Raw genomic sequence first — 14,866 nt, 5'->3', positions numbered from 1 at the left:
CGCGCGTCGCTGCTCGCCCCCGCCCGCCGCGCGTCAGTGCTCGCCCCCGCCCGCCGCGCCGCGCTGCTCGCCGCCGGCCTGACCCTGCTGCTGGCTGCCGGGGCCGTGCCCGCGCTCGCCGCCGATCCCGGCGCCGAATGCCCGCCCGCGCAGCCCAACTGCAGCGTCTGGGACGACGACCCGGGCATCCCCGGCGGTGGCGGCGACGGCGGCGACGACGGCGGGAACTCCGGCGGCGGCAGCGGCAGCGGCAAGTGCCAGTGGAACGGCCGCACCGTGCCCTGCTACCACGACGTGCTCGGCTGGTTCAACAACGGCGACGGCTGCTACTACAAGCTCGCCGAGCCGCAGCCCGAGGCCCCCGACGGCCAGCAGTGGTACACCCGCACCTGCAACGCCGGTCTCGGCGACCAGACGTCGGTGCCACTCGACGCCCCGCCACCCGGCTTCGGCACCCCGCCCGACCCGGAGGAGATCGCCCGCCGCGTGCTGGCCACCATCACCATCGAGGCACCCCGGATCAAGGTCGCCCCCCGCCGCAGCAAGGGCCCCGGCCTGGTCGGCCTGCCCGTGTGGATGTGGGGCGACAACCGGCCGGCCACCTTCGGCCCGATCCCGGCGAAGTCCGACACCGACCGCGGCCTGACCGTCACCATCCGACCCGACTTCGACCGGATCGTCTGGGACATGGGCGACGGCCAGAAGGTCACCTGCACCGGCGCGGGCCGGGCCGGCACTCCCTACCGGGCCACCGGGCCACACGCCGGTAAGCGCTCCCCGACCTGCGGCTACGACCGCGGCTACCAGCTGCCCCGCCGCTATTCGGTGTGGGCCACCACGTACTGGACCGTGCACTGGTGGGGCGGCGGCCAGACCGGCCAGATCCCGCTGACCCGCACCACCGGAACGGTCGAGATCCAGATCAACGAACTTCAGGTGGTGAACCGATGAGCCTGGCGACACGTCCCGGGACCGGGCCGGTGGACGCTCCGGTCGCCCCGCCCAAGGTCGTGCGGCAGCGCCGCACCCGACCCGGGCTCCTCGGCCTGGCCGTGCTGCTGATCGCCCTCGGCGGCCTGGGAGCGGCGTTCGCGGTCACCTCCGTGCGGGCCACCGGCAGCTACCTCGCGATCGCCCGCCCCGTCGAGGTGGGCACCGTGCTCAGCGCCGACGACCTGATCTCCGTACAGGTGGCCGGCGGTCGGGGGCTGTCCCCCGTGCCGTCCGGGAACCTGGACGAGGTGGTCGGCCTGCGGGCCGCCGTGGCGCTCACCCCCGGCACCCTGCTGACCATGGAGCAGCTCACCGAGGATCCGCTGCTCGGCCCCGGGCAACAGCAGTTCGCGCTGGGCCTCAAGCCGGCGGAGGTGCCGGCCCGGGTGCTGCGCCCCGGCGACCGGGTGCTGCTGGTCAGCACCCCCGACGACGACTCGGCACGCGCCTCGACCGCCACCCGGTTCGAGGCCACCGTCATCGACACCGCCACCCCCGGCAGCAACGACGAGGTGGTGGTCTACCTGGCCCTGGCCGTACGGGACGTGCCAGCCGTGGTCGCACTGTCCGCACAGGACCGGCTCGCGGTCGTGCTGACCCGGACGGCCTGACGATGGCGATCATCGCGCTGGTCTCGGCCAAGGGTTCCCCCGGCGTCACCACCTCGGCGCTGGCCTGCGCGCTGAGCTGGCACCGCCGGGTGGTGCTCGCCGAGTGTGACCCGGCCGGCGGGTCGATCCTCGCCGGTTACCTCGGCGGCGCGCTGGACGGCCCCCGGGGCATCGGCGAACTGGCCGTGGGCGAGTTGCGGGACGGCAACCTGGAGACGGCGTTCTGGTCGCAGCTCGTCGACCTCGACGCGCCCCGCCGGGAACGGCTGCTGCTGCCCGGCGTGGTCGACCCCGCCCAGGCCGGCAGCGTCATTCCGCTGTGGCAGCGCTTCGCCGACTTCTTCACCGGGCTGGAACGGGGCGAGCCCGCGTACGACGTGCTCGTCGACTGCGGCCGGCTGCACGTCGTCGGCCCGCCCTGGCCGATCCTGCGCGCCGCGTCGGTGGTGCTGCTGGTGACCCGGGCCAACCTGCCCGACCTGTCCGGCACCCGGGCGATGGTCCGGGCCATCGAACGGGACTTCGCCGAGCACCGGGTGCCGCCGGGCACGCTGCGCCTGCTGCTGGTCGGCGACGGCCACGGCAAGAGCGAGATCAGCAAGGCGCTGGGGTTGCCGGTGATCGCCCGGCTACCGCACGACCCGCGTACCGCCGGGGTGCTCGGCCTGGGCGGGACCGTCCGCACCGGACGGCCACTGATGCGCGCGGCCCAGGGGTTGGAGGTGCCCGTCGGGGCGCTGCTCGACCGGCGGCGGGCCCGGCTGGCCTGGCCGGTCACGCAGGGGGTGCCGGATGCGCTTTGAACCCGTCTCCTCCGACCCCCGCCGCCAGGCCGCCACCTCGACGGTTCCCCCGCTGGTCCCGGTCAACGGGCGGCACCACCACCCCGTGTCCGCGCCACCAGCCCTCACCCCACCCGCCACGGGGTCACCCACCACCGGGTCACCGGCCATCGCGCCGCCGCCGCAGCAGCCGCCGCCCCGCCCCCGGGTCGACTTCCAGGTGGTCCGCGAGCTGCGCCGCGCGCTGACCGAACGGCTCACCCTGTGGCAGCGCGGCCGGGAGTTCACCGTCGACGAGGAGGACACCGAGCGGGCCCGGCTCGCGGTGACCCTGGTCGCCGAGTACGCCGACGCGGTCCGCCGGGCCGGCACCCCGATGGCGGCCGGTGAGGAACGGCTGCTGCTCGACCAGGTGACCGCCGAACTGGCGGGCCTCGGCCGACTCCAGACCCTGCTCGTCGACGGCACCATCGAGGAGGTGCACATCCTCGGCTGCGACCAGGTGCGCATCACCCGGCACGGCGGCGGCGTCGACTGGGTCGAACCGATCGCCGACAGCGACGACGAACTGGTGGAGATCCTCCAGGCGGCGGCACGTCGGGCGGGGGCCACCGAACGGTCCCTGTCGACCTCCAAGCCCACCCTCGACCTGCAACTGCCCGACGGCAGCCGGCTGGCCGCCGTGTTCCTGGTCAGTCACCGCCCGTACGCGGTCATCCGCAAGCACAACACCCTCGACGTCACCCTCGACGACCTGGCCGGCACCCGGGGCGACCTGGACGAGATGATCGACCCGCTGCTGCGCGACTTCCTGCGCGCCGCCATGCGGGCCGGCCTCAACATCATGGTCGCCGGGCTGGCCGGTGCGGGGAAGACGACCGTGATCCGGGCGCTGATGAGCGAGATCCCGCCCGACGAGCCGTACGTGCTGCTCGAGGAGAGCCGGGAGCTGCTGCCCGCCCGCCGCAGCGAACGGCACCGGGCGGTGATGAGCTTCGAGGCCCGGGAGGGGCACGGCGAGCGGGGGCCCGACGGCCGGCCCGCCGGTGAGGTGAGCATCGCCGACCTGATCCCCGTGTCCCTGCGGATGGGCGTGCTGCGGATCATCGTGGGTGAGGTCCGGTCCCGCGAGATCGTGCCGATGCTCCAGGCCATGACCACCAGCCGGGGCTCGATGTGCACCATCCACGCGCGTACCTCGGCCGGGGTCGGTGAACGGATCGTCGAGCTGGCGCTGGCCCACGGCCGGGAGATGACCGTCGACCAGGCCCGCCGGATGGCCGGCAACGCACTCGACCTCATCGTCTACGTGACCGTCGAGGACGAGACCGCGATCGGAGGCCGCAAGCACCGCTTCGTCTCGCACGTCGAGGAGGTCATCGGCGTCGGCGACGGCAACCGGATCACCACCACCCGCGTGTTCGGGCCGGGGCCGGACGGCCGCGCCGTACCCCGGCACCTGCCGGAACGGATCCGCGACCAGCTGCTGCGCGTCGGCTACGACGCCCGCCTGCTCAGCCGGTGGATCGAAGCCGGCCAGGGTGCCTGGCGGCGGCCCCGGCACACCCGGCTGGGCCGGCGGTGACGGCGTGCGCGACGACATCGAACTGATCGCCGTGGTGTCCGGCGCGGCCTGCGTGGCCGGCCTGGTGCTGGCGGTCGTCGCGCTGGTCGGCACCACCCGGCCCGCCGGGCCCGCGCCCGGCGGCGGGATCGGCGTACGCCGGCTGTGGCTCGGGTCCGGCACCACGCCCCGCGAGCAGCGCGCCCACCAGACGCTGCTGGTCGGCGCGCTGGTCGCCGGCGCGCTGGCCTTCCTGGTCACCGGCCTGCCGGTGGTGGGCCTGCTGGTGGCGGTGGCGGTGCCCGGCACCCCGTGGTTGTTCTCCGTGGGCCGGGCCGAGCAGCGGGCCATCGCCCGGATCGAGGCCGTCGGCGAGTGGACCCGCCGGCTCAAGGACGTCTCCGCGACCGGGCAGGGTCTCCAGCAGGCGATCACCGGCACGGTCACCACCGCCCCGGAGGAGATCCAGGAGGAGGTACGCCTGCTCGCCGCCCGCCTCCAGGCCGGCTGGCTGGCCCGCTCCGCCCTGCTGGCCTTCGCCGACGAGATCGGCGACCCGGTCTGCGACCAGGTGGTGGCCGCGCTGATCCTGCACCTGACCGACCGGGGCGAACGCCTCGGCGACGTGCTCGGCTCCATCGCCTCGGCGGCGGCGGCCGAGGTGGCGACCCGGCGGGAGATCGAGGCCAAGCGCACCCAGCCCCGCTTCGCCGTCCGGTTCCTGACCGGGATGACCCTGGCCACCATCGCGTACGGGCTGCTGAACACCGAGTACGTCCGCCCGTACGACACACCGTTCGGGCAGGTCGTGATGGCGGTGCTCGGTGCCGCGTTCGTGGGCCTGCTGGCCTGGGTGCGCTCGATGAGCCAGCCGCCCCGCCCGGCCCGGTTCCTGCCGTCGCCCGACCCTCGGGAGGTGGTGGCGTGAACTGGCAGCTGACCCTCGCCGTGTGCGGCGGCGCCGCCGTCGGGTGGGGCGTGTTCCTGATCGTCCGGGAGCTGGTGCCGGCCACCCCCGCGCTCGGGCCGGCGCTGCGCCGGCTGCACCAGCCTGCCGGCACCGCCCGGATCGCCCCCGCCGACCGCCGGTTGGACTGGCTGGCCGGGCTGGCCCGCTGGCTGCGCCCACCGCACCGGCAGCTCGCCCTCCTCGACCGGACCCCCGAGCAGTACGCGCTGTCGCTGCTGCTGTCCGCGCTGGTCGGCCTCGCCGCGCCGACGCTGCTCGGCGTCACCCTGTTCGCGGTCGGTGTCTCCCTGCCGCTGGTCGTGCCCGTGCTCGGCAGCCTCGGGCTGGCGCTGCTCTGCGCGCTGGTGGCGCACCGGGCGGTGCTGACCCGGGCGGACGCGGCGCGCGACGAGTTCCGCCAGGCCGTCTGCACCTACCTGGACCTGGTGGCGTTGCAGATGTCCGCCGCGCACGGGCCGGTGCAGTCGCTGGAACGGGCGGCGGCGATCTGCGACGGCTGGGTCTTCGACCGCATCTCCGAGGCGCTGCGGATCGCCCAGATGCAGATGCACTCGCCGTGGGACGAGCTGCGCGACCTGTCGGACCGCATCGGCATCCCCGAACTGGGCGACGTGGGCGCGATCATGCGGTCCTCCGGCAGCGAGGGCGCGCAGGTGCACGAGAGCCTGCGCAGCCGCGCCGACTCGCTGCGCGACCAGATCCGCACCGACAACCTGGCCCGGGCCGAGGGGGTGACCAGCCGCCTCGACATCCCGGGGGCGCTGCTGGTCTTCGTCCTGCTCGGCTTCGCGATCTATCCGTTCCTGGCCCGACTGTGACCGACCCCCGATGTGAAGGAGAAGCCATGTCCGTCCTCACCTACCTGCACGTCGCCGCACGTGCGCGCTTGGCGGAGCTGCGTACGCACGGCGACCGTGGCGACAGCCCCGTACCCACGGCGGTGATCATCTTCGGTCTGGTGGCCGTGGCGATGGCGGTCACCGCCGCCGCCCTCGGCGCGGCCAACGACTGGATGGGCAACATCCCGACGCACCAAGACCCGACGGCGCCCTGATCCGTGCGCCGGGCAGCTACCGCGCGACGCCGGACGGTCGAGGCCGTCCGGCGTCGCACCCTGCCCACCGCGCCGCGTGGCACCCGATCCACAGCCCCGCGTGGCACCCGATCCGCCGCCCCGCGTGGCACCCGGCTCGCCGCGTGGCGCGGGGATCGGGGCGGCAACCCGGTCGAGCTGGCGGTGACGCTGCCCGCGATCCTGGTGCTGCTGTTCGGCTCGATCCAGGTCGCGGCGTGGTTCGTCGCCCGGTCCACGGCGCTGAACGCCGCGCAGAGCGCGGTGAACGCCCAACGTCTGCACCAGGCGCCGGAGGGGGCCGGCGCGGCCCGCGCCGACCAGTTCCTGCGTGCGGCCGGCGACTGGCTGGTGGGTTGGGACAATCCGGGGCCGAGCTGCACGAGCACCGCGGCCGAGGCGACCGAGGTGACCTGCACGGTCACCGGCCGGTCCCTGTCGGTCGTTCCCGGGGTCAGCTTCCCGGTGCGGCAGACGGCGCACGGGACGGTGGAACGGTGGACCACGCCGTGAGCCGGGGCTCCGTGTCGATCGAGGTGGCCGTGCTGGCGCCCGCCTTCGTGGCGATGATGGTGCTGGCGGGCATCGCCGGCCGTACGGCCGTGGCCACCGAGGCGATCGAGGCCGCCGCGCACGACGCGGCCCGCGCGGCGTCGATCTCCCGGGACGCCCGCACCGCGCAGGTCGACGCCCGGGACGCGGCCCGCCGGCAGCTCGACTGGCGGGGACTGGCCTGCACCAACCAGCCCCAGGTGAGGTTCAGCGGCACGGTGGCCGGACGGGCAACCTCCCTCGGTGAGGCGTTCCGCAGCCCCGTCGGGCAGGACGCCTCGGTCACCGTACGGATCACCTGCACCGTGTCCTTCCGGGACCTGCGGCTGTCGGCGGTGCCGGGAATGCCCACCGGGAACCGGATCACGGCGAGCTTCACCTCGCCCCTGGACCGCTACCGGAGCAGAGGGTGACCACCTATCGCCGGAGTGCCCCGGCCGCCACGCCGTCCCCGCCGGCCGGCTACGGGGGGCGGGCACGGCCGTGCCTGCCGCACCCGCCGACTCCGCCGGCCGGCGACGGAGGGCGGGTGAGCATCTTCCTCGCCGTGGCGCTGTTCGGCGTCCTCGCGGTGATCGGCATGTCGTTCGACGGCGCGGGCCAGCTGCGTTCGCTCCAGCGGGCCGACAACCTGGCCGCCGAGGCGGCCCGTGCCGGCGGGCAGGCCATCGACCGGGCCACGGCCATCGAGGGCGGACCCACGCGCATCGACCAGGCCCAGGCCCGCCGCGCCGTCGCCGGGTATCTCGCCGCCGCCGGGGCCACCGGCCACTCGGTGAGCTTCCCCGTGGTGGACGGCGAAACCCTGATCCAGGTGCGGGTGACCGTCACCTACCACCGGGCCGTGCTCGGCCTGTTCGGCTTCGACGACACCGTCACCGTCTCCGGGGAGGCGACCGCGCGGCCGCTGACCGGGGCACCCTAGGGAGGGAAGGTAGCCATGGCCGCTTCGGGTCGGTCCCCGCTACGCCGGACCGGACACGTCCTCACCGGGCTGGGCGCGCTCGTCGTGCTCGCCGCCCTGCTCGTCGGCGGGCCGGTGGCCCTTCTCGCCCTGGCCGGGAACCCGCTGCCCGACCATGTGCCCACCCTCGCCGAGGCCGGTTCCACCCTCACCAGCCGGGACGACGGGCAGTTGTTCCTCCGCGCGCTGGCGTTGGCGGGCTGGTTCGGTTGGGCCACCTTCGCGCTGTCCGTGCTGGTCGAGCTGGGTGCACAGGTGGTGCGCCGTCCCGCGCCCCGGTTGCCGGGGATGGGCCGCCAGCAGCGGGCCGCCGCCGCGCTGGTCGGGTCGGTGGCGCTGATCCTGGCGGCGAGCCCGGTCGCGGCGAGCGCCGCGACACTGGCCACCACCCCGGGGTACGCCCCGGCGATGGCCGCGCCCCCGGCGGTGGCCGGACCGGCGATGGCCGCGCCCCCGGCGGCGGTCGGACCGGTTGCTGCCGGACCGCTGACTGCCGGACCGGCGGTGGCGATGGCAGCCACGCCGCCGGCCTCCGACGCCCCCGTCTACCGGGTGGCCCGGGGCGACTACCTGGGCGAGATCGCCGACCGCTACCTCGACGACTTCGACGACTACCGGCAGTTGGCCGCGATGAACCGCCTCGACGACCCCGACCGGATCCGACCCGGCCAGCTGCTCGCGCTGCCCGCCGAGGCCGACGACCAGGGTGCCCGCCGGCACGCCACCGGTCGCCTGGTCACCCGGGCCGAACCCCGGCCGGCGCCCGAGCAGGCCACCCCGCGGGACGACGCGACCCGCGACGTGCCGGAGAACCACGACGGCGCGCAGGAAGCGCCGACCGAGGTGCGACCGGGAGAGTCCGCCCCCCACCCCGACGAGCCTCCGGCGCAGCGTCCGGCCGGGGATCACCCGCTGGTGACGGTCGGGGCGGCCCGGGCCGGAGAGCCGGACCGGGTGAACCGGCCGCTGGCGGTCTCCGCCGTCCTCGCGGTGGCCAGCATCGTCGGCGCGCAGATCGGCGCGGTGCTGGGCCTGCGTCGGCGACCCACGGCGGCGGTGGCCCCGACCACGCAGGTGCGGGCACAGCAGCACCGCGAGCTGCCCGCGGGCAGGCACCGCCGCGACTGAGGCCCCCGAGCCCGCGGTCAGGGCAGGCGGGCCTCCACGACACCACCGATGATCCGGGTGGGCAGGATCTGCTGGTCGTTCGGGGACGGGCCGTGCACGACCTCGCCGTCGGCGAGCCGGAACGCGCTGCCGTGCCAGGGGCAGACCACGCAGGCGTGGCCGTCGATCTCGCGTACCTCGCCCTGGCCCAGTGGTCCACTCTGGTGCGGGCAGCGCTCCAGCATCGCGGTCACCTCGTCGCCCTGGCGGTAGAGGATCAGCGAGACGTCGTCGACCCTGCGGGTGATCAGTTCCCGCTGCGGCAGGTCGATCACGTCGACCACGGAGTGCCAGCCGTCGCTGATCCGGTGCAGCTCGGAGACACTCACGTTGACCTGCGCGCCCTGCTTGTAGGCCAGGTGGCCGCCCAGGTAGGCGCCCGCGCCGGCCGCGCCGAGGCCGAACCAGCCGAGGGTACGGCCGAGGTTGTGCCGACCGGAGAGCCGGGCGGCCAGCGAGCCCGCGTAGAGGGCCAGCCCGACCGTGTTGGAGGCGGCGTGCACCAGGCCGATCCGGCGCTGCTCACGGGATAGGGCGGCCCAGTCGTTGAGGCCGGCCACCGCCGTGGGCAGGGCGCTCAGGGTGCCGACCGCGGTGAGCGTGGTGGCCGCCCGCCGCTGGCCGGGCAACAGGTCCAGCACGGCGGTGCTGATCCACGCGCCCGCGGGCACCTGCACCATCGCCGGGTGCAGGGGGTGCCCCAACCACACGCCGTGCAGCAGGTCGCGGACCCGCTGCCCCCGCAGCGTGCCCTGCACGACCTTCTGCAACCGGTCACCGAACCGGTCCAGCCCGGATGCCTGCTCGATCTTCCTCATCAGTGCTCGCACCCGTACCGACTTCCCGACGTTCCAGGTCACAAACCGGTCGCGGAGGATGAATTGCGCTCCGGGACGGTCAGCGACCAGACTGCCAGCGACCTTCGTGGATGGCCTCGGCGAGTGGGCGGGTGCGCCGCCAGCCGTGCCGGACGAGGTCGGGCACGGCTTCCAGGTGGCTGACCGGGCCGAGGCAGAGCCAGGCCACCGGGCGGATGCCGGCGGGGATCCCGAGCAGCCCGGCGAGCCAGGCCTCGCGGTAGAAGGACACCCAGCCGACGCCGAGTCCCTCGGCGGTGGCGGCCAGCCACAGGTTCTGGATGGCGAGGCAGGCCGAGTAGAGCCCGGCGTCGGCGATGGCGTGCCGGCCGAGCACGGCGGGTCCGCCGCGCGCGGCGTCGTAGGTGACCACGACCGACAGGGTCGACTCCAGCACCCCGTCGATCTTGATGCGGGTGAACCGGTCGGCGGCCTCGCCGTCCAGGGTGGCCGCGAAGACGTCCCGCTCGGTGTGCACGTGCTCGTGGAACCGCCGCCGGGTCTCCGGGTCCCGGACGACCACGAAGTCCCACGGCTGGGAGTGGCCGACGCTCGGCGCGGCGTGTGCCGCCGCCAGGATCCGGTGCAGGGTCTCCTCGGGCACCGGCGCACCGGTGAACTGGGCGCGTACGTCCCGGCGGGTGTGGATGGCGTCGTACAGGTCCATGGCAGGCTCCCGCTGCGCTCGGCCCACGCCGCAGGCGTGGGCACCTGACGCGAGGCCGGTCTTCGGACTCCCGGATCGACGCCTGGCCGTCCGCCTTCCCGGCCGCTGGGCCAGTGGCTGCGCTGCGCGCGTGGACGGTGGCTCCCCGGTCACCGCGGCGGGCCCGTGCCGGATTCGCACCGGCTTCCCGATTCTCCCCGCTCGCGCGGGGCACCTCACATGATGTGCCGTCGGCGATGCTAGCGCCGGCCCGCTCGTCGCTGGCTGCCGGGCGGGACGTGCGGCATGCTGGGCGGGTGGGCGTACGGGTGGAACGCGACGGGCCGGTGACCACCGTCATCCTGGACCGGCCGGCGGCGCGCAACGCCGTCGACGGTCCCACCGCACGCGCCCTCGCGGACGCGTTCCGCGCCTTCGACGCCGACCCCGACGCGGCGGTGGCCGTGCTCTGGGGGGCTGGCGGCACGTTCTGTTCCGGTGCCGACCTGAAGGCCATCGGCACACCCAGCGGCAACCGGGTGGAGACCGAGGGGGACGGGCCGATGGGCCCCACCCGGATGGCCCTCGGCAAGCCGGTGGTCGCGGCCATCTCCGGTCACGCGGTGGCCGGCGGGCTCGAACTGGCGCTCTGGTGCGACCTGCGGGTGGCCGAGTCCGACGCCACGCTCGGAGTGTTCTGTCGACGCTGGGGGGTGCCGCTGATCGACGGGGGCACCGTCCGGCTGCCCCGGCTGATCGGGGAGAGCCGGGCGATGGACCTGATCCTCACCGGCCGGCCCGTGGCGGCCGACGAGGCGTACGCGATGGGGCTGGTCAACCGGTTGGTCGCGCCGGGTGGGGCGAGGACGGCGGCCGAGCGGCTCGCCGCCGAGATCGCCCGGCACCCGCAGACCTGCCTGCGCACCGACCGGGCGGCGGTGCGCGCCACGGCCGGCCTGCCGGAGCCGCAGGCGATGGCCGTCGAACTGGAGTTCGGCCTGGTCGCCCTCGCCACGGACGCGATGCCCGGCGCGGCCCGCTTCGCGGCGGGTGCCGGCCGGCACGGGGCCCCCGCTGACTGAACCGGGCACGGCTCCGCCCTGTCGCTCCCGGCACCGGGCCACGATCGCCCAGGGGCCGCCCGACGACCCGCCGCCCGGTCCGGGTCAGCGCAGCCAGGCACCCGGTCGGTGTCAGCGCAGCCAGGTGGGCGTGGGGCCGGGCGGTTCCAGCGGCGGCGGGTAGCCGTCGGGCGGGGTGGGCAGCCGCCAGGGCTGGTGGACGGCCGGGCCGGCGATCGCGGCCAGCTCCGGCACCCAGCGGCGGACGTAAGCGCCGTCGGGGTCGTAGCGTTCCGCCTGGCGTACGGGGTTGAAGCCCCGGTACGGCTTCGTGTCGTTGCCGGTGCCGGCCACCCACTGCCAGTTGCCGGAGTTGTTCGCCACGTCCCCGTCCAGCAGCCAGTGGGAGAACACCCGCACCCCGGCCCGCCAGTCGAGCCCGAGCGACTTGGTCAGGTGGCCGGCGGTGATCAGTCTGGCCCGGTTGTGCATCCAGCCCTGGTGGCGTAGCTGCCGCATGCCGGCGTCCACGACGGGCACCCCGGTGCGCCCCTGCGCCCAGGCGGCGAGGGCGTCCTCGTCGTACCGCCAGTTCTCGGTGGCCCCGCGCCGGTACGCGTCGGTGGAGATCCCGGGGAAGGCGTCGGTGACCTGGTAGTAGAAGTCCCGCCAGCAGAGCTGCCGGACGAAGGGCGAGGCCCGGTCGTCGACGCGGTTCGCCACGCTCAGCGGGGACAGGCAGCCGAACCGCAGGTACGGGCTGAGCCGGGAGGTCTCGTCACCGGCCATGTCGTCGTGCCGGTCGGCGTAGCGCGGCTGCGCCGGCAGCCAGGCGGTGAGCCGCCGCCGCGCCTGGTCCTCACCGCCGGGGACGGCGTCGGGCGACTCTCCCGGCGGCAGGGCGGGCAGCCGGCCGGCAACCACCCCGGTCGGCAGGGTGACCCGGCACGGCGGGGCCAGTTCGTCGCGCCACGCCTGCCGCGCCCAGGCCCGGTGGTAGGGGCTGAACACCCGGTAGTGGTCCCCGCCACCGGGCTTGAGCGCCCCCGGCTCGACCACGGTCAGCCCGGGGAACGTCCGCAGGTGCAGCCGGTGTCGGGCGCACTCGTCGCGCAGCCGCTGTTCGCGGCGGCGCGCGTACCGGCTGACGTCGGCGGACAGGGCGACCCCGGTGGCGTGCACCTCGGCGGCGAGCCGGATCGTCTCGGCCACCGGGTCGCCGTGCCGGACGACGAGGTCGCCGCCGCGCCCGCGCAGGGCGTCGCGGAGCGCGGCGAGGCTCTGGTGCAGGAACCGGGTGCGGTTGGGCGACAGCCCGGCCAGCGCGGGATCCAGCACGTACAGGGGCACCACCCGGTCGAAGGCGGCGCAGCTGGTCGCCAGCGCCGGGTGGTCGTGCACCCGCAGGTCGCGGGTGAACAGCACGATCGCGGTACGGGCGGTCACCGCACCGACGGCCCGGGCGGAGGCACCGAAGGCCCGGGCAGGGTCACCGGCGTGCCGGCGGGGGTGAGCAGGGCGCGGGCGGCAACCGCCATCCGGCGGCGCTGCGGCACCAGCGCCCGGTCGACGAAGACGTCGTAGTCCTGCGCGGCCACCTCGTCGAGGATGCCGCCGTACAGCGCGTAGGCGGTACGCATGCACGCCTGGGAGGCGGGGGCGAGCAGCGTGATGCCGGGGGCGGCGGCCAGGTAGTGCTCCTGGGCGCGGGTCACCTCGTACCGGATCAGGTCACGGATCGGTTCGGTGGTGCGTCCGGCGGCGCGGGCGGCGAGCAGGTCGTCGCGGGTGACCCCGAACCGGGCCAGGTCCTCGTCCGGCAGGTACGTCCGCCCCCGGTCGAGGTCCTCGGCCACGTCGCGGATGAAGTTGGTGAGTTGGAAGGCGAAACCGAGCTGGCGGGCCGGTTCGCGGGCGGCGGCGGGGTCGGAGCTGCCAAGGATGGGCAGCATCATCGTGCCGATGACGGCCGCCGAGCCCTCCATGTAGTCGAGCAGGTGATCGTAGGAGCGGTACGACGTGACCGTCAGGTCCATCGCCATGCTCTTCAGGAACGACGCGAAGTCGTCCCGGTCGAGGTCGAAGACGGCGATGGTGTGCAGCACGGCCGGCAGCAGCGGGTCGTCGACCGGAGCACCGTGCAGGCCGGCGACGAAGCGGCCGCCCCAGTCGTCGAGCCGCGCTGCGCGCTCGGCGGGCGGCAGCTCCTCGGTGCGGTCGACGATCTCGTCGGCGTACCGGGTGAAGCCATACAAAGCGTGCACATGCCGCCGTTTCCATGCGGGCAGGAGGCGGGTGGCGAGATAGTAGGTGCGGCCGTGGCGTCTGTGCAGCTCACGGCAACGGTCGTAGGCAGCGGTGAGATCTGTGTCCACCCGGCCCTCCTCGGTTAATCGACGCACCAATCGACGCAACTCGTAACCCTAGGGTACGCTCGGCCGCATGGCCAACGACGCAGTTGCGGGTGATGCGCTCCGGGTGGCATCGGCGGGGCCGGCCGAAGGCGACGATCCGGTCCGCGCGGTCCTGGCCGCGTACACGAAGGATCTGGTCACGGCGGTCGACGACACCCTGGCGGGCTTCCTCGCCAGCGAGGTCGACTCGATGACCGAGATCGACGCAGCCATGGGCGGATTCGCCGCGACGGCACGCGACTGCGTCCTGGCGGGCGGCAAACGGGTACGGCCAACGTTCGCCTACTGGGGCTGGCACGGGGTCGTCGGCAGGGCCGAACCGGTCACCCCCGTGCTGCCGGCGCTGGCCGCCCTGGAACTGCTGCACACCTTCGCGCTCGTGCACGACGACGTGATGGACGCCTCCGCCACCCGGCGGGGCAGGCCCACCGCCCACGTGGCGGTGGCCGCCCAGCACGCCGCCGCCGGCCACCGCGGCGACTCCGGCCGGTTCGGCGAGACCGTCGCCGTGCTCATCGGCGACCTGTGCATGGTCTGGGCCGACCGGCTGCTCGCGCACGCCGCCGTGCCCCCGGCCCGACTGCTCGACGTGCGACGCTGCTACGACCAGATGCGGGTCGAGACCGTCGCCGGGCAGTACCTGGACGTGCTCGGCGAGAACGATCCGGCCACCTGGTCCGTCGACCGGGCGCTGCGGGTGGCCCGCTACAAGACGGCCAGCTACACCGTGCAGCGTCCGCTGCTTTTCGGGGCCTGCCTGGCCGGCGTCGCCGCCGACGCGCCGCTGATCGCCGCGTACACCCGCTACGGCCTGGCCGTCGGCGAGGCGTTCCAGCTCTGCGACGACCTGCTCGGCGTCTACGGCGACCCGGCGACCACCGGCAAACCGGCCGGCGACGACCTGCGTACGGGCAAGCCCACCGCCCTGCTCATGCTGGCCCGGCAGCTGGCCCGCCCCGGGCAGCGACGGGCGCTGGACCGCGCCGGCGCGGACGTCGGTGACCGGGAGATCACCCGGCTGGCCGAGCTGGTGGCCGACACCGGGGCGGTCGCCCGGGTGGAACGCATGATCGACGAGCGGGTGGCCGAGGCGCTGACCGCCCTCGACTCGGCCGCCATCGACGAGACCGCGCGCACCGCGCTGACGGGGCTCGCGACCGCCGCCACCCACCGGCGTTCATGATGGGCAACTCTGTGAAGGAAGGTGGTCGCC

Annotated in this window: 17 protein-coding genes and 1 riboswitch; of the genes, 13 read left to right on the top strand and 4 right to left on the bottom strand. The window is 74.9% G+C overall.

The features are described from left to right. Positions 1-9: 9 nt before the first annotated feature. The 11 genes from GA0070616_RS13700 to GA0070616_RS13650 all read left to right on the top strand — a co-directional run bounded on the left by GA0070616_RS13700 (position 10) and on the right by GA0070616_RS13650 (position 8,636). A complete protein-coding gene (locus GA0070616_RS13700) occupies positions 10-951 on the top strand; it encodes a hypothetical protein (RefSeq protein ID WP_425412996.1) in 942 nt (313 codons plus the stop codon). Further along, positions 948-1,604, top strand: a complete 657-nt coding sequence (locus GA0070616_RS13695) for an SAF domain-containing protein (protein ID WP_091081764.1) — start codon at positions 948-950, stop codon at positions 1,602-1,604. Before GA0070616_RS13700 ends, GA0070616_RS13695 begins: the two co-directional genes overlap by 4 nt. A gap of 2 nt (positions 1,605-1,606) precedes the next feature. Next, entirely contained in the window at positions 1,607-2,407 is an 801-nt protein-coding gene (locus tag GA0070616_RS13690; RefSeq protein WP_091081761.1) for a CpaE/TadZ family protein, read from the top strand. After that, positions 2,397-3,971, top strand: a complete 1,575-nt coding sequence (locus GA0070616_RS13685; protein ID WP_091081758.1) for a TadA family conjugal transfer-associated ATPase — start codon at positions 2,397-2,399, stop codon at positions 3,969-3,971. The genes GA0070616_RS13690 and GA0070616_RS13685 overlap by 11 nt, the downstream gene beginning before the upstream one ends. 4 nt (positions 3,972-3,975) lie before the next feature. Next, positions 3,976-4,878: a type II secretion system F family protein gene (locus GA0070616_RS13680; protein ID WP_139128892.1), complete on the top strand. Its 903-nt coding sequence runs from the start codon at positions 3,976-3,978 to the stop codon at positions 4,876-4,878. After that, positions 4,875-5,738 (top strand): type II secretion system F family protein, encoded by an 864-nt coding sequence (locus tag GA0070616_RS13675; RefSeq protein ID WP_091081755.1) that lies wholly within the window; start codon positions 4,875-4,877, stop codon positions 5,736-5,738. The genes GA0070616_RS13680 and GA0070616_RS13675 overlap by 4 nt, the downstream gene beginning before the upstream one ends. Before the next feature lie 26 nt (positions 5,739-5,764). After that, a complete protein-coding gene (locus GA0070616_RS13670; RefSeq protein ID WP_091081752.1) occupies positions 5,765-5,974 on the top strand; it encodes a hypothetical protein in 210 nt (69 codons plus the stop codon). 3 nt (positions 5,975-5,977) lie between these two features. Beyond that, entirely contained in the window at positions 5,978-6,505 is a 528-nt protein-coding gene (locus GA0070616_RS13665; RefSeq protein ID WP_245712760.1) for a TadE/TadG family type IV pilus assembly protein, read from the top strand. Beyond that, positions 6,490-6,957, top strand: a complete 468-nt coding sequence (locus tag GA0070616_RS13660; protein ID WP_091081750.1) for a TadE/TadG family type IV pilus assembly protein — start codon at positions 6,490-6,492, stop codon at positions 6,955-6,957. The genes GA0070616_RS13665 and GA0070616_RS13660 overlap by 16 nt, the downstream gene beginning before the upstream one ends. 74 nt (positions 6,958-7,031) lie before the next feature. Continuing rightward, positions 7,032-7,469, top strand: coding sequence for a hypothetical protein (locus GA0070616_RS13655; protein ID WP_091090681.1), 438 nt, complete (start codon positions 7,032-7,034; stop codon positions 7,467-7,469). A gap of 15 nt (positions 7,470-7,484) precedes the next feature. Continuing rightward, positions 7,485-8,636: a LysM peptidoglycan-binding domain-containing protein gene (locus tag GA0070616_RS13650; RefSeq protein ID WP_091081747.1), complete on the top strand. Its 1,152-nt coding sequence runs from the start codon at positions 7,485-7,487 to the stop codon at positions 8,634-8,636. A gap of 17 nt (positions 8,637-8,653) precedes the next feature. Here the strand turns inward: GA0070616_RS13650 and GA0070616_RS13645 are convergent, their stop codons facing one another. Both GA0070616_RS13645 and bluB read right to left on the bottom strand, forming a co-directional pair. Continuing rightward, a complete protein-coding gene (locus tag GA0070616_RS13645; protein ID WP_245712759.1) occupies positions 8,654-9,493 on the bottom strand; it encodes a Rieske (2Fe-2S) protein in 840 nt (279 codons plus the stop codon). A 79-nt stretch (positions 9,494-9,572) separates the two neighbouring features. Further along, complete coding sequence (bluB, locus tag GA0070616_RS13640) at positions 9,573-10,199, bottom strand: 5,6-dimethylbenzimidazole synthase (protein ID WP_091081744.1); 627 nt, start codon at positions 10,197-10,199, stop codon at positions 9,573-9,575. 36 nt (positions 10,200-10,235) lie between these two features. Further along, positions 10,236-10,432, bottom strand: a riboswitch (cobalamin riboswitch). 63 nt (positions 10,433-10,495) lie between these two features. Between bluB and GA0070616_RS13635 the strand changes: the two genes are divergently transcribed. Beyond that, positions 10,496-11,260 carry a crotonase/enoyl-CoA hydratase family protein gene (locus GA0070616_RS13635; RefSeq protein WP_091081741.1) on the top strand — a complete coding sequence of 255 codons (765 nt, stop codon included), beginning with the start codon at positions 10,496-10,498 and terminating at the stop codon, positions 11,258-11,260. Positions 11,261-11,371: 111 nt separating this feature from the next. Here the strand turns inward: GA0070616_RS13635 and GA0070616_RS13630 are convergent, their stop codons facing one another. Continuing rightward, positions 11,372-12,685, bottom strand: a complete 1,314-nt coding sequence (locus tag GA0070616_RS13630) for a cryptochrome/photolyase family protein (RefSeq protein ID WP_091081738.1) — start codon at positions 12,683-12,685, stop codon at positions 11,372-11,374. Then, positions 12,682-13,614: a phytoene/squalene synthase family protein gene (locus GA0070616_RS13625; RefSeq protein ID WP_091081735.1), complete on the bottom strand. Its 933-nt coding sequence runs from the start codon at positions 13,612-13,614 to the stop codon at positions 12,682-12,684. Before GA0070616_RS13625 ends, GA0070616_RS13630 begins: the two co-directional genes overlap by 4 nt. Positions 13,615-13,681: 67 nt before the next feature. On the opposite strand from GA0070616_RS13625, the gene GA0070616_RS13620 reads away from it, so the two are divergent. Then, a complete protein-coding gene (locus tag GA0070616_RS13620) occupies positions 13,682-14,836 on the top strand; it encodes a polyprenyl synthetase family protein (RefSeq protein ID WP_091081732.1) in 1,155 nt (384 codons plus the stop codon). The last annotated feature ends 30 nt before the right edge of the window (positions 14,837-14,866 follow it).

The sequence above is a fragment of the Micromonospora nigra genome (genome assembly GCF_900091585.1).
GTDB classification, from domain to species: domain Bacteria; phylum Actinomycetota; class Actinomycetes; order Mycobacteriales; family Micromonosporaceae; genus Micromonospora; species Micromonospora nigra.
The sequence above is the reverse complement of the archived record's forward strand: the minus strand, read 5'-3'. Positions and strand labels throughout refer to the sequence as shown.

Coding starts and splice junctions, on each gene's coding strand:
- GA0070616_RS13685 (WP_091081758.1), top strand. CDS start 2,397: ATGCGCTTTGAACCCGTCTCCTCCGACCCCCGCCGCCAGGCCGCCACC.
- GA0070616_RS13650 (WP_091081747.1), top strand. CDS start 7,485: ATGGCCGCTTCGGGTCGGTCCCCGCTACGCCGGACCGGACACGTCCTC.
- GA0070616_RS13670 (WP_091081752.1), top strand. CDS start 5,765: ATGTCCGTCCTCACCTACCTGCACGTCGCCGCACGTGCGCGCTTGGCG.
- bluB (WP_091081744.1), bottom strand. CDS start 10,199: ATGGACCTGTACGACGCCATCCACACCCGCCGGGACGTACGCGCCCAG.
- GA0070616_RS13645 (WP_245712759.1), bottom strand. CDS start 9,493: ATGAGGAAGATCGAGCAGGCATCCGGGCTGGACCGGTTCGGTGACCGG.
- GA0070616_RS13690 (WP_091081761.1), top strand. CDS start 1,607: ATGGCGATCATCGCGCTGGTCTCGGCCAAGGGTTCCCCCGGCGTCACC.
- GA0070616_RS13695 (WP_091081764.1), top strand. CDS start 948: ATGAGCCTGGCGACACGTCCCGGGACCGGGCCGGTGGACGCTCCGGTC.
- GA0070616_RS13620 (WP_091081732.1), top strand. CDS start 13,682: ATGGCCAACGACGCAGTTGCGGGTGATGCGCTCCGGGTGGCATCGGCG.